Origin of the sequence: Streptomyces sp. WG5 (assembly GCF_049974565.1) — a bacterium.
Lineage (GTDB): Bacteria > Actinomycetota > Actinomycetes > Streptomycetales > Streptomycetaceae > Streptomyces.
This window is the reverse complement of record NZ_JBNGGC010000040.1, coordinates 1-13004: the sequence shown is the minus strand read 5'-3', so window position 1 is coordinate 13004 and position 13004 is coordinate 1. Positions and strand designations below refer to the sequence as shown.

General features: G+C 73.9%; 9 protein-coding genes, 3 tRNA genes and 1 pseudogene. 8 read left to right on the top strand and 5 right to left on the bottom strand.

All coding sequences use genetic code 11. The features are described from left to right. The first annotated feature begins 120 nt into the window (after positions 1–120). The 8 genes from ACP4IX_RS31205 to ACP4IX_RS31170 all read left to right on the top strand — a co-directional run bounded on the left by ACP4IX_RS31205 (position 121) and on the right by ACP4IX_RS31170 (position 5109). Complete coding sequence (locus tag ACP4IX_RS31205) at positions 121–438, top strand: Lsr2 family protein (RefSeq protein WP_398134142.1); 318 nt, start codon at positions 121–123, stop codon at positions 436–438. A gap of 286 nt (positions 439–724) precedes the next feature. After that, positions 725–796, top strand: a tRNA-Gly gene (locus ACP4IX_RS31200). Between the two features lie 80 nt (positions 797–876). Continuing rightward, a tRNA-Gly gene (locus tag ACP4IX_RS31195) sits at positions 877–949 on the top strand. A gap of 156 nt (positions 950–1105) precedes the next feature. Further along, positions 1106–2077, top strand: coding sequence for an ABC transporter ATP-binding protein (locus tag ACP4IX_RS31190; RefSeq protein ID WP_426523013.1), 972 nt, complete (start codon positions 1106–1108; stop codon positions 2075–2077). Beyond that, positions 2074–2889 carry an ABC transporter permease gene (locus ACP4IX_RS31185; protein ID WP_426523012.1) on the top strand — a complete coding sequence of 272 codons (816 nt, stop codon included), beginning with the start codon at positions 2074–2076 and terminating at the stop codon, positions 2887–2889. The genes ACP4IX_RS31190 and ACP4IX_RS31185 overlap by 4 nt, the downstream gene beginning before the upstream one ends. Positions 2890–2974: 85 nt before the next feature. Further along, positions 2975–4390, top strand: a complete 1416-nt coding sequence (locus tag ACP4IX_RS31180; RefSeq protein ID WP_426557870.1) for a sensor histidine kinase — start codon at positions 2975–2977, stop codon at positions 4388–4390. Next, positions 4387–5001 (top strand): response regulator, encoded by a 615-nt coding sequence (locus ACP4IX_RS31175; protein ID WP_426523010.1) that lies wholly within the window; start codon positions 4387–4389, stop codon positions 4999–5001. The genes ACP4IX_RS31180 and ACP4IX_RS31175 overlap by 4 nt, the downstream gene beginning before the upstream one ends. A 35-nt stretch (positions 5002–5036) precedes the next feature. Next, a tRNA-Gly gene (locus ACP4IX_RS31170) sits at positions 5037–5109 on the top strand. Between the two features lie 58 nt (positions 5110–5167). Here the strand turns inward: ACP4IX_RS31170 and ACP4IX_RS31165 are convergent. The 5 genes and pseudogenes from ACP4IX_RS31165 to ACP4IX_RS31145 form a co-directional block, all read right to left on the bottom strand. Continuing rightward, on the bottom strand, positions 5168–6076 hold the full coding sequence (locus ACP4IX_RS31165) for a phosphoribosylaminoimidazolesuccinocarboxamide synthase (RefSeq protein WP_426523009.1): 909 nt from the start codon (positions 6074–6076) through the stop codon (positions 5168–5170). 214 nt (positions 6077–6290) lie between these two features. Then, positions 6291–7793, bottom strand: a complete 1503-nt coding sequence (locus ACP4IX_RS31160) for a N,N-dimethylformamidase beta subunit family domain-containing protein (RefSeq protein WP_426523008.1) — start codon at positions 7791–7793, stop codon at positions 6291–6293. A 294-nt stretch (positions 7794–8087) separates the two neighbouring features. Continuing rightward, positions 8088–10346, bottom strand: a complete 2259-nt coding sequence (locus tag ACP4IX_RS31155) for a hypothetical protein (protein WP_426557868.1) — start codon at positions 10344–10346, stop codon at positions 8088–8090. A 298-nt stretch (positions 10347–10644) separates the two neighbouring features. After that, positions 10645–11898 carry a phosphoribosylamine--glycine ligase gene (purD, locus tag ACP4IX_RS31150; protein ID WP_426523006.1) on the bottom strand — a complete coding sequence of 418 codons (1254 nt, stop codon included), beginning with the start codon at positions 11896–11898 and terminating at the stop codon, positions 10645–10647. Between the two features lie 129 nt (positions 11899–12027). Beyond that, positions 12028–13004, bottom strand: a pseudogene (locus tag ACP4IX_RS31145) (DNA polymerase III subunit gamma and tau); the annotation flags it as partial.

Genomic DNA, 13004 nt, shown 5'->3' with positions numbered 1-13004 from the left:
GGCACTGTACAAATGAAATGTCATTAGCCGATACTTTGCCCAATTACAGGCGAACAGTCGGCATCATCGCGGCGTCCTGGCACGTCATGGCGGAGATGCCGCACGAAGGGACCGATATTCGTGGCGCAGCGTGTCGTAGTCACTCTCTTTGACGACATCGACGGCTCGGAAGCGGCGGAGACGATCGCCTTCGGTGTCGACGGCCGGATGTACGAGATCGACCTGAACGAAACCAATGCCCGGGAACTGCGCAAGGCGCTCGAGCCGTACGTCTCGGCCGGCCGCAAGCGGTCGCGTTCCGGCAAGGCGTACCGGCAGACGGAGGTCGCCCCCGACCCGGCGGCGGTCCGGGCCTGGGCACAGGCGAACAAGATGGACGTGCCCGCGCGGGGCCGGATCCCGAAGAAGGTGTACGAGGCGTTCGCCGAGGCGCAGTGAGCCCGCACCCGCGCACTGGACGCGGGGAACCGTACGCGGCCTGCCGCACGCGATGAGCCGTACGCGGCCGGCCGCACCCGGTCGGCCGTACACGATGAGCCGCGCCCCGGTGAGTCCCACACGGTGAGCCGCTCCCAGTGACCGGAGCTCCGACGGCCGGCGGCCGACCGCCGCTGAGCCGTCCAGCCGCCCCTCGCGGCAACCGACTTGCGCAGCACCCCGGGTGATCAGCTAAAGTCTGGAGCACGCCGAGGGGCGGGGCCGGAAAGCCCAGCTCACGGAACATGCGGGTGTAGTTCAGTAGTAGAACATCCTCCTTCCAGGAGGAAGGCGCAGTGTGCAATTCCTGTCACCCGCTCTGCATCGCCATACCGATCACGCAAGTCGATCGGGTAGGCTGGTGCTCGCACCGATCGGTGAAAGCCGGTCGGGGGCAATGCGGACGTAGCTCAGCTGGTAGAGCGCAACCTTGCCAAGGTTGAGGTCGCGAGTTCGAACCTCGTCGTCCGCTCGGGAATCAGACCCCGGTCCTCCGAGGACCGGGGTCTTGTCGTGTGCCCCTGACCGGGACCCGCCCCGGGAGCGCGGGCGCCCGTCTGACATTTGTCATGCCGGGTGATGACGGACCGCACTGCCGTCCGCCCCGGGGCGCCGGAATGCTTGAGGCATGCAATCAAGCGGACACGAACACGTGATTGAGGTCACCGACCTGCGACGTGTGTACGGGGGCGGGTTCGAGGCCGTGCGCGGGATCGACTTCTCCGTGCGCCGCGGAGAGGTATTCGCCCTGCTGGGCACCAACGGCGCCGGCAAGACGTCGACGGTCGAGCTGCTGGAGGGCCTCGCCGCCCCGGCCGGCGGACGGGTACGCGTCCTCGGGCACGACCCGTACACCGAGCGGGACGCCGTACGGCCCCGCACCGGGGTGATGCTCCAGGAGGGCGGCTTCCCGTCCGAGCTGACCGTCGCCGAGACCGCTCGGATGTGGGCGGGATGCGTGAGCGGGGCCCGCCCGCCGATGGACGTACTGGGGGTGGTCGGGCTGGAGTCCAAGGCCGGCACCCGCGTGAAGCAGCTGTCCGGGGGCCAGCGGCGCCGCCTCGACCTGGCGCTCGCACTGCTCGGCGACCCCGAGGTGCTCTTCCTCGACGAGCCCAGCACCGGACTGGACGCCGAAGGCCGCCGGGACACCTGGGAGCTGGTGAGCGCACTGCGCGACGGCGGTACGACCGTACTGCTGACCACGCACTACCTGGAGGAGGCCGAGAACCTCGCGGACCGGCTCGCGATCATGCACGAGGGCCGGATCGCCACCACCGGGACCCCGGCCGAGGTGACCGCCGAACGGCCCTCCCGGATCTCCTTCGAGCTGCCCGACGGCTTCTTCGTGGGCGACCTGCCGCCGCTCGGCGAGCTCGGCGTCAGCGGCCACGAGACCGAGGGCCGGACGGTCAGGCTGCGCACCCACGAACTGCAGCGCGCGGCCACCGGGCTGCTGATGTGGGCCGGACAGGCGGGCGTGGAGCTGCGCCGCCTGGACGTACGGTCGGCGTCCCTGGAGGAGGCCTTCCTGGAGATAGCGAAGGAGGCGTCCGCGGGGAGCACCCGGGGGACGACGACGAAGGAGTACGCGGCATGAGCACCCCGACCACGGAACGCGCCACGGGGCGCGCCACGAACGCCCCGCTCACCACGCCGATGGGGCGCATGACCGCCCTCGCCCGTGCCGAGCTGACCCTGCTCGGGCGGAACAAGGGCACCGTCTTCGCCGCCCTCTTCGTCCCGCTGGTGCTGCCGTTCAGCGTCTGGTCGGCGTCCCAGGAGATGGACCTCGCCGAGGCCGGACTGACCACCGGCACGCTCGTGCTGCCCGCCGCGATCGGCTTCTCCCTGCTGTTCGCCGTCTACTCGGCCCTCGTCGGCGTCTTCGTCGTCCGGCGCGAGGAACTCGTCCTCAAGCGGCTGCGCACCGGCGAACTGCGGGACGTCGAGATCCTCAGCGGGTCCGCGATGCCGGCCGTGCTCAGCGGACTCGTGCAGAGCCTGCTGCTGGCGGCGGGCTGCTTCGCCCTGCTGGACCTGTCCGTGCCGTCCGCGCCCCATCTGGCCGTCCTCGGCCTGCTGCTCGGCCTCGTGATGTGCGCCGCCCTCGCGGCCGTCACCGCGAGCTTCACCCGGACCGGCGAGAGCGCACAGGTCACGCCGCTGCCGTTCACGTTCGTCTCGATGCTCGGCTCCGGCATGTTCGTCCCGCTGGAGCTGCTCCCCGACCAGCTGGCCTCCGTCTGCGAACTGCTGCCGCTGACGCCCGTCGTCACCCTGGTCCGCGGTGGCTGGACCGGTGACCTGCCGGCGTACGAGGTGCTGGGCGCCGTGGCCACGGCGGTGGCCTGGACCGTGGTCTCGGTGTTTGCTGTACGGCGGTGGTTCCGCTGGGAGCCACGGCACTGACGTACGGGAAGACCGGAACCAGGACCAGGACCGGAGTCGGGACCAGGGCCGGGACCGGGCCAGGGAGAGCGGGGCGAGCGAGGGCATGCGCAGGCCAAGGCGCTGGTGGGGGCGGAAGAGTACGCCGGCGAAGGTGGAGACGTACACCCGGTGGTCGTTCCACTTCTTCGGGGTCATCGAGATCCTCACCATCGGGCTGTCGGCCTTCGACAAGGTCGGGCCCCGGCTCGCCACCGGGCTGTCCCTGCTGGTCGTCCTGCACGCCGCGGTCTGCATGCTCTTCTCCTCCCGGGCACTGGACTGGACGCGCGGCCGGCGTGCGCAGCCCCTGCGGCTGATGTGGGTGCTCACCGTGTTCACGGCGGTGATCGCGATCGGCGCGGTCGGGATCGCGGAGCGCGGACCGGGCGGCGACGGGGTGGACACCGCGGCCGGGTCCGTCTTCGGAGGCGCCCTGTGCTTCGGCGCCGGCACCATCACGCTCGGCGTGCGCAACCGGCGGCGCGTGGTGGCCGTCGTCGGCGGCTTCGCGCTGGGGGCCGGTGTCGTCTCGTTCCCGCTGGGCATGCCGGGCATCGCCTCGGCCGCGGTGGCGGGCCTGGTGCTGGTGGGCGGCGGGTTCCTCGCCTTCACCTCGGTCTTCTCCGTCTGGCTGCTCAACGCGGTCTACACGCTCGACGAGGCGAAGGAGACCCGCGCCCGGCTCGCGGTCGCCGAGGAACGGCTGCGGTTCGGCCGGGACCTGCACGACGTGATGGGGCGGAACCTGGCCGTGATCGCGCTCAAGAGCGAGCTGGCCGTCCAGCTGTCCCGGCGCGGACGGCCCGAAGCGGTGGAGCAGATGATCGAAGTGCAGCGCATCGCGCAGGAGTCGCAGCGGGAGGTCCGGGACGTCGTACGCGGCTACCGTGAGGCCGACCTGGAGGTCGAACTCACCGGCGCCCGGGGCGTGCTCACCGCGGCCGGAATCGACTGCGACGTGCGCGGCGAGACGTCCGGGCTGCCCGCCGAGGTGCAGTCGGCGCTCGGCTGGGTGGTGCGGGAGGCGACCACGAACGTGCTGCGGCACGGGGACGCCGAGAAGGTCGCCGTCGTGGTGCGGATGTCGGAGGGACGTGTGGTGCTGACGGTGGAGAACGACGGAGTGGCCGACACGACCGGGACGGATCCCGCCGCCGGCCCGGACGGCCCTGGCGGTACCGCGCCGGCGGGCGGCTCCGGGCTCGCGGGGCTGCGGGAACGGCTGTCCGCCGTGGACGGCACGCTGGAGGCCGGGAGCGCCGGCAAGGGCGTGTTCCGGCTCACGGCCGAGGTGCCGCTGCCGCCGGCCGGGAGCGGCGCCGGGACGGGGACTGAGGCCGGGGCTGGAGCTGGGCCAGAGGCTGGAGCTGGGCCAGAGGCTGGGACTGGGCCAAAGGCTGGGACTGGGCCAAAGGCTGGGACTGGGCCAAAGGCTGGAGCTGGGCCAGAGGCTGGGGCCGTGCTGGAGGTCGCGTCGTGACGGAACCCGTACGCGTGCTGCTCGCCGACGACGAGCACCTCATCCGCGGGGCGCTGGCGGCCCTGCTGTCCCTGGAGGACGACCTCGTCGTGGTCGCAGAGGCGGCCACCGGCCCGGAGGCGCTGGCCATGGCACGGGCGCACACGCCGGACGTCGCCGTACTGGATCTCCAGATGCCCGGCGCGGACGGTGTGAAGGTCGCCACATCACTGCGGACCGCGCTGCCCGCCTGCAGAGTGCTGATCGTGACCAGTCACGGGCGGCCCGGACACCTGAAGCGGGCGCTCGCGGCGGGTGTGCGCGGGTTCGTCCCCAAGACGGTCAGCGCCCAGCGGCTCGCCGAGCTGATCCGCACCGTGCATGCCGGAAACCGTTACGTCGACCCGGAGTTGGCCGCCGACGCGATCTCCGCCGGGGATTCGCCGCTGACCGCGCGCGAGGCCGAGGTGCTGGAGCACGCCGCCGACGGGGCACCCATCGCGGAGATCGCCGACCGCGCCGCGCTCGCGGAGGGGACCGTACGGAACTACCTGTCGTCGGCCGCGAGCAAACTCGGGGCGGAGAACCGGCACGCGGCGGTGCGGCTCGCGCGGGAGCGGGGTTGGGTATAGTGGCTGTCGCGCCACGGCGAAGACCACGTCGCAGTGCGAACGTAGCTCAGTTGGTAGAGCGCAACCTTGCCAAGGTTGAGGTCGCGAGTTCGAACCTCGTCGTTCGCTCCGTACGAGAAAGCCCCCGGTTCCGGCCGGGGGCTTTCCCGTGTTCGCCTCAGCGTGTCTACGACCAGCTCAGGCCGGTCAGGCGCTCGTAGGCCTCCACGTACTTGGCGCGGGTCGCGTCCACGACCTGCTGCGGCAGCGGCGGCGGGGGCTGCTCGCCGCGGCGGTCCCAGCCGGACCCGGCCGAGGTCAGCCAGTCCCGGACGAACTGCTTGTCGTACGACGGCTGCGCGCGGCCCGGCTGCCATTGGTCGGCCGGCCAGAAGCGGGAGGAGTCCGGGGTGAGGACCTCGTCGGCGAGGACCAGGTCCTCGGGGTGCCCGGCCTCGAAGCCGAACTCGAACTTGGTGTCCGCCAGGATGACGCCCCGGTCGCGGGCGATGTCCCGGGCACGCGAGTAGACGGCCAGGGTCGCCTGGCGCAGCGCCGCCGCGGTGTCCGCGCCGACCTGGCGGGCGACCTCCTCGTAGGAGACGTTCTCGTCGTGCTCGCCGACCTCGGCCTTGGTGGCCGGGGTGAAGATCGGGGCGGGCAGCTCCGATCCGTCGACGAGGCCTTCGGGGAGGGCGAGGCCGCAGACGGTACGGCTCTCGTCGTACTCGGCCAGCCCGGAGCCGGTGAGGTAGCCGCGGGCCACGCACTCCACGGGGACCATCCGCAGGGACTTGCAGACCAGCGCGCGGCCCTCCCAGTCGGCGGGGGCGCCGGGGGGCAGCTCGGTGCTCAGGACGTGGTTCGGGGCCAGGTCGGCGAGCTGGTCGAACCACCACAGGGAGAGCTGGGTGAGCACCCGGCCCTTGTCGGGGATCTCGGTCGGCAGCACCCAGTCGTAGGCGGAGATGCGGTCGCTGGCGACCATCACGAGGTCGCCCGCCTCGTTCCGGTACAGCTCGCGCACCTTGCCGGTGTGCAGATGCACCAGACCCGGAACCTGGATCGGCTCGGGCTTTTCAACGAATCCGGACACGGTTCCTCCCCGTGGTTCTGTCCAATGACTCGATTCTCCCGTACGTCCGGAGTGCCGGGGACAGGGGGGCGGGTCCGGAAGCCCGGGCCATCGGGTCCGGGGCACCAGGTCCCGGGCCATCGGGTCCGGGCCGGACGGGGCGGGGCGAGGGTGGCGGGTCGGGAGTGGCGGGCCGGGGGTGGCGGGCCGGAGGTGGCGGGCCGGGGGTGGCGGGTCAGTCACGCTTGCAGATGCGGTCCAGGAGGTTGGCGGTGGCGCGCTGGACACGTGGGTCGACGTGGCCGGGGCGGTCCAGGGCCGGAGACCAGGCGAACGTCCCGGAGGCGAAGACCCAGGCACCCGACGGGGCCCGGTACAGCGACGTCTCCTGGTGCCGCCGGGCGCCGTCGTCGTCGGTGTACGGGCTGTGCGCGAGCAGGACCCGTTCGTCGTGCTCGGGGAGCGCGGCGCGCGGGAAGTAGCGGTCGGCCTCGCCTGCGACCAGGTCCTCGATCTCGTCGCCCTCGTGGGCGCCGGTGGCCTCCCAGAGCCAGTGACCGGCGTTGCGGACGATCATCGGGTGCGGTTCGGGGACGCGGCCGGCGTACTGGATGCCGAGGAGTTGCTGTTCGGCGCGGTCGATCTCCCGCCACAGCACCGGCCGGCCAGGGCCCCGGCGTTTGCGGCAGGTCAGCAGGCGGTCGGGGACGCCGGACGGGGAGGGGGCCAGCTCCACCTGCCAGTACATGGTGTTGGCGGAGAGGAAGACCAGGGAGGTGCCGTGCTCGCGGGCGAGTTCCGTGGTGCGGCGCATGGCGGCGGACCAGTACTCGTCGTGGCCGGGGAAGACCAGCCCCCGGTAGCGGGTCGGGTCGACGCGGCCCGAGTGCAGGTCGCGGGCGTCGGCGTACGCGAGGTCGTAGCCGTAGCGCTCGGCGAAGCGGATGAAGTCGTAGGCGTGGCCGACGTGCAGCGGCAGCCCCGCGCCCGCGTACGGGCGGTCGAAGGAGACGGTCGTCGCGGCGTCCGCCTCGCCCAGCAGCCGGCCGTCCTCGTCCCAGGCGTGGTAGAGGCTGGCGCCGGTGCGGCCGTCCTCCGGGTAGAGGTTGTACGCCTGCCAGGTGATGTCCGGCAGCACGAGGAGCAGGTCGGCCGGGTGGCTGTCGCGGACCGTGAAGGGCACGTGGGAGCGGTAGCCGTCGGCGGTGGTGAGGACGGCTACGTACGCGCCGATGTTCCAGTACGACGGGATCTGCAGCCGCCAGGAGAGCCACCAGTGGTGGCAGGAGACCGTGCGGTCGGCGGTCAGCGGCGCGGGCTGGACGATGCCGGACAGGCGGGGACTGGTGGTGATCTTGGCGGCGCCGTCACCGCCGTAGTGGCCGATCCGGTAGACGTCGACGCTGAATTCCTGGGGAGGGTCGACGGTGATGTGGAAGTCGATGGCCTCGCCGGGGGCGGCGGCTCCGGTCGCGGTGAAGCCCTTGATCTGGCGGCGAACGTCGTCGGCGGCGCGTGGGACGCCGCCGTCGGTGCGCCGCCGCCGGTCCCTCGCACCGGTCCTGCCGTCCGGGTCCGGTACGGCGTCCTGGTCCGCGTACCAGGCGACGACCTGGCCGGTGTCGCCGAAGTACGTCTCGCCGCCGCGCAGCCAGGGGACGGGTCCCTGTCCGAAGGGATCCGTCACGGCGTGCGCGAGCGCTCCCGACTCCCATCGGCGGATCTGCTCGGGCCCCATGGGACAGTCCCCTCCCTCGTGCCCCCGCGGTCGTGCCTATGACGAACGCCCTTGCCATGTGCGCGATCGGTCCCAGCACATCACATTTCGCGCGCGTGCTGTCACGGTTCGTTGCGAAGTGGCCGAAAGTGGAATCACTGGGTCCGATTCGGCGCTCCGATGCGGCTTCGTACGGCGGTGCAGGGACGGGTGGGGCGGAGGGGGCGGGTGGGCCTGGGCCGAGGCCCAGGAACAGGACCGAGCGGGGTCGGGCGGGGCCGGGCAGGGGAGGCGGGAGGGCCGGGCCGGGGAGAGTCAGACCAGGCGCACGGGCTTTTCCGGGCGTATGCCGAGCTCGCTCATCCAGTCGCGCAGGGGCCCCGGGTCGCCGGTCTCGACGAGGCTGCGGACGTGGGGGGCCAGATCCGCGGCGCGGGCGCCGTTGACCAGGAGGGACGGCCCGTCGAGCCAGTCGAGGCCGGGAGCGGCGCCGACGGTGTCCATCGCCGCGCAGCACACCATCGCCGTGATGTGGGCGGTGAGGATCTCGCGGCCGGTGCGCGGGGGTTGCAGGGGGAAGAGGGGGAGCGCGCCATCTGCCCAGAGAGCGGCGTCGGGGCCGGTCGGTCCCGCGGCTGCCCCGGAGGCGGACGGCTGGACTCCGGTCGGCTGCGCCTCCGCCTCCTCGCGGGCCAGCTGGGCACTGAGCCCGGCGGCCAGGGCGGCACCGCGGACGGTGGTGCCGGCGAGGTCGTCGTCGTCCTCGGCAGGGGCGTCGGCGGGGCGGGGGCCCGCGTGGGCGCGGAGGGCGTCCGCGTCGCCCTGGGCCCGGGAGGCGTCCGCGTCACCGTGGGCGCCGAGACGGTTGGTGTGAGCGTCGCGCACGCCGTACGGCGCGTACACGGCCCCGGCATCGTCCCCCGCATCGTCATCGGTGCCGGTGCCGGTGGCGGTGCCGGTGGCGGTGCCGGTGCCGGTGGCGGTGCCGGTGCCGGTGGCGGTGCCGGTGCCGGTGGTCCGGGAGTCGGTGCGACTTCCGGCGTCGGCGCGGGGCCACTCCTCGGTGCCGGTGTCCGTCCAGGGCTCAGCGCCGGTCCCGGCCCCGGCCACCGGGGCGGCCCCCGTACGCCCCTCAGCGGTCCGCGCGTCGGTCGCGCCCCCGGACCCGCGCCCGGCCCAGCCGCCGGGCTCGGTGCGGGGCCCGGTTTCCGGTGCGGGTGCGGCTCCCGTGTCGATCGCGGCGGCCGTCTCCCGTGGGTCCGAGGGGCCGTCGGCGGCCGGGGTGGACGAGGTCGTGAGGTGGTCCAGCACACGGGCCAGGGTGGGGCCGTCGGTGCCCGGCGCTGCGCCTTCGGCAGCGCGACGGACACCCAGGGCGTCCAGGACGCGGTGGAGGCGGGCCGCGTCCGTGCGCCAGGTCCGGTCGACGACCTCCTCGGGGTACTCGTCCCACCCCACCGGCGCCCAGTCCGGGCCCGTCTCGGCAGGCCCTCCGTGGAAGAGGCGCGCGGCGAGGAGGGAGACCGCCTCGTCCATCGCCCCGGGCTCCTCCAGCAGGTCGCAGGCGGGACGCTCACCCAGCCGGGAGGCGAAGCCCTCCGCCAGGCGGTCGCGCCGCGACAGCTCCGTGAGCGCGGCGACGACGCCCACGTCCAGCCGGGCGGGCCAGCGGCCCATCCGCCAGGCGGGCAGCGCGACCCGGGTCAGCAGGCGGTCCCAGCCCGCGTACGCGAGCCCGACCTGCTCCTGCGCGACGATCCGCAGACCGTAGTCCACAGCCTGGGCCCGCTCCGCTGCCGCCGCCGCGACCCCACGTTCCATCTCGGCCGCGTGGACACGGCAGCTGCGCAGCAGGAGCCTGGACACCCAGCCGAGGGCCGCGCGCACCGCGCGGGACAGGGGTCCGCGCCCGCCCGTGGAGGTCACCGCCACCGCGGCGTCCAGCCCGCGTATGAAGCGGCGGGCGGCGGCTATGTCGGGGTGCGCCGAGGGCCCCGTACCCGCGACGACCGGGGCGAGGACTGCCCGCAGCTCACCGACGCGCATCCACCACAGGAAGGGTGAGCCGATGACGAGGACGGGTGCGGCGGCGGTCCGGCGGTGGACGGGTCCGCCCGTACCGGCCACGTCGTCGTGCTCCTCCTCGGGCGGCGGGCCGTGCGCCCGGTGGGTCCGGTCCTCCAGCCAGCTGTCGCAGTCCGGCGTGAGCGCTATCGCGGAGGGGGCGGGGACGTCGAGCCGGTCGGCCAGGTCACGCACCATCCGGTAGAGGTCCGGCGCCGACTCCTCGGCGATCGTGACCGTCGGGGTGACGGCGGGCCGGGACCGGGCGACGACCAGGGCGACCGAGGCGCCGGCGGCCAGCACGAGAAGCGCCAGCGCGGACACGGTCCAGCGGACGACGTCCCAGCCCCCGCCCGCGAGGTGCCCGGTGGAGCCGCCCACGAGCAGGATCACGGCCGCGGCGGCGGGCAACAGGGCGACGGCCAGCGCCCGGCTGCGGATGCGCAGCACGGCCAGCGCCCGGGAGCGCGCGGCCTGCGCGCCCATCTCCACACCACCGATACCGGTCACGGCCGGACCTCACCCCCTCCTTGCTGCCCTGGACGTTCGCGCTGCTCTCCGGCTCTCGTTCATTCCCCCACTGTGGCACCCGCCACTGACATCGCAATGCCGGTGGGCCAAGTGCCGGAACGCTTGCGCGGCACCCTAGTTGGGGCCTTCGCGCCCGTCAGCCGTATGGCACATCGGTCACTCGATGGAATGGCTTTGGGGAAAGGTGGACGGCTGACAGCAAGGATCAGGCCCCGGCTCCTGAGACGGAGCCGGGGCCTGTCGGGTTCGGTGCGCGCGGGTGTCCCGCGGAGCCGGGTCAGGCTCCCGCGGCTGCCTTCGCCGCGATGTCCGTACGGTACTGGGAGCCGTCGAGACCGATGCGGGCGACGGCCCGGTAGGCGCGGTCGCGGGCCTCGGTGAGGTCCGCGCCGGTGGCCGTGACGGACAGGACGCGGCCCCCGGCGCTGACCACGGCGTCGCCCTCGGCGCGGGTGCCGGCGTGCAGGACGTAGGCGTGCGGGGCGTCCTCTGCGGCCACCTCGTCGAGGCCGGTGATCGGGTCGCCGGTGCGCGGGGTGCCGGGGTAGTTGTGGGAGGCGACGACCACGGTGACGGCCGCCTCGTCGCTCCAGCGCAGGGGCTCCAGGTCGGCGAGGTTGCCGGTGGCGGCGGCCATCAGCAGACCGGCGAGCGGCGTCTTCAGGCGGGCCAGTACGACCTGGGTCTCGGGGTCGCCGAAACGGGCGTTGAACTCGATCACGCGGACGCCGCGCGAGGTGATCGCGAGACCGGCGTAGAGCAGGCCGGAGAACGGGGTGCCGCGGCGGCGCATCTCGTCGACGGTCGGCTGGAGGACGCTGTGCACGACCTCGTCGACCAGCTTGGGGTCGGCCCAGGGCAGCGGCGAGTACGCGCCCATACCGCCGGTGTTCGGGCCCTCGTCGCCGTCGAGCGCCCGCTTGAAGTCCTGGGCGGGCTGGAGCGGGCGTACGTTCTCGCCGTCCGTGACGGCGAAGAGGGAGACCTCGGGGCCGTCCAGGAACTCCTCGATGACGACGCGGTCGCACGCGTTCGCGTGCGCGCGGGCCGCCTCGATGTCGTCGGTGACGACGACGCCCTTTCCGGCGGCCAGCCCGTCGTCCTTGACGACGTAGGGGGCGCCGAAGGCGTCGAGGGCGGCGTCGACCTCGGCCGGGTCGGTACAGACGTAGGAGCGGGCGGTGGGGACGTCGGCGCCAGCCATGACGTCCTTGGCGAAGGCCTTGGAGCCCTCCAGCCGCGCCGCCTGCCCGGAGGGGCCGAAGACCGGGATGCCCGCCTCGCGCACGGCGTCGGCGACCCCGGCGACGAGGGGCGCCTCGGGCCCGACCACGACCAGTTCGGCGCCGAGCCGCGTGGCCAGCGCGGTGACGGCCGCGCCGTCGAGGGCGTCGACCTGGTGCAGTTCGGCGACCTCGGCGATACCGGCGTTGCCGGGTGCGCAGTGCAGCGCGGTGACGTCGGGGTCGAGGGACAGGGAACGGCACAGGGCGTGTTCGCGGGCGCCGCCGCCGATGACAAGGACCTTCACGGGGCCAGCCTAATGGGAACGCGCCGGAGCGGTTTGTGCGGGCTTCCGAAAGGGCGGGGCGCGGAGGCTTGTGTCTTCCTCCAGCGCAGCGGGCACGGAGCCGGGGCCTCCGGTCCCGCACTCCGCCTCCTACTCGTGCGGGATCTCCTCGACCACCGACGCGCCCAGCTCCCGTACCAGCAGTTCCTTGCCGGACAGGGCCGACTCGTCGAGGTCGGGATCGTCGTCCTCGGGAACGTCGTCCTCCGGGGACACCGGGCGCGGCTCGGGCGCCGGGGGCCGGGGGGCGGGGGCGGACGCCGGGCCGGACGCCGGCCCCGGCGCGGTGGGCGCGGACGGCGCGGGAGCCGGCGGCGGGGCCGCGGGCGACGGCGCCGGCGGGCGCTGTACGGGCGCGCCGCCCCCGAAGCCGCCACCGCCACCGCCACCGAAGCCACCGCCACCGAAGCCGCCGCCACCGGCACCGGAACCGCCGTAGCCGCCGGAGGGCCCGGCGGGGGGCGGGGGTGCCGAGCCGCCGGAGGGGTCGACGACCGCCTCGACCTTCCACTGCACGTGGAACTGTTCGGCCAGGGCCTGCCGCAGCACGTCCTCGCTGCCACTGCTCAGGAAGTTGTCGCGGGCGCCGGCGTTGACGAACCCGATCTGGAGGGATGTGCCGTCGAAGCCGGTCACCTGGGCGTTCTGGCTGAGCAGGATCCAGGTGAACCGGCGGCGGTTCTTGACCGCCTCCAGGATGTTGGGCCAGATCGTGCGGGGGTCGACTCCGGCACCCGGCGCCGGAGAGGCAGGGGCTGGCGCGGGGGCGGGCGCGGCGGTCGGCTCGGCTGCCGGTGCCGGCGCTGGTGCCGAGGCCGCGACAGGACCGGGGCCGGCTGGTGACCGGGGTGGCTGACCGCCGCCCGCCGGTGCCGCCGTGGGCCACCCTCCGGGGCGCCGCCCGCCACCGGCGGGAGCCGCGGTCGGCCAGGCGCCGGGCGCGGGCGCCGTTGGGGACGCCGCGGCGGGAGCGGCGGGGGGCGAGGCGGGAGCGGCGGCGTCCTGGGGCTGCCCGCCTCCCGTGGGTGCGCCTGCGTGCGGAGCGGGCCCCGTGCCGGCACCGGCCG

Bases quoted from the DNA above. Each gene is read 5' to 3' on its own strand.
- ACP4IX_RS31180 (WP_426557870.1), top strand. From the start codon at position 2,975: ATGCGCAGGCCAAGGCGCTGGTGGGGGCGGAAGAGTACGCCGGCGAAG.
- ACP4IX_RS31185 (WP_426523012.1), top strand. From the start codon at position 2,074: ATGAGCACCCCGACCACGGAACGCGCCACGGGGCGCGCCACGAACGCC.
- ACP4IX_RS31190 (WP_426523013.1), top strand. From the start codon at position 1,106: ATGCAATCAAGCGGACACGAACACGTGATTGAGGTCACCGACCTGCGA.
- ACP4IX_RS31160 (WP_426523008.1), bottom strand. From the start codon at position 7,793: ATGGGGCCCGAGCAGATCCGCCGATGGGAGTCGGGAGCGCTCGCGCAC.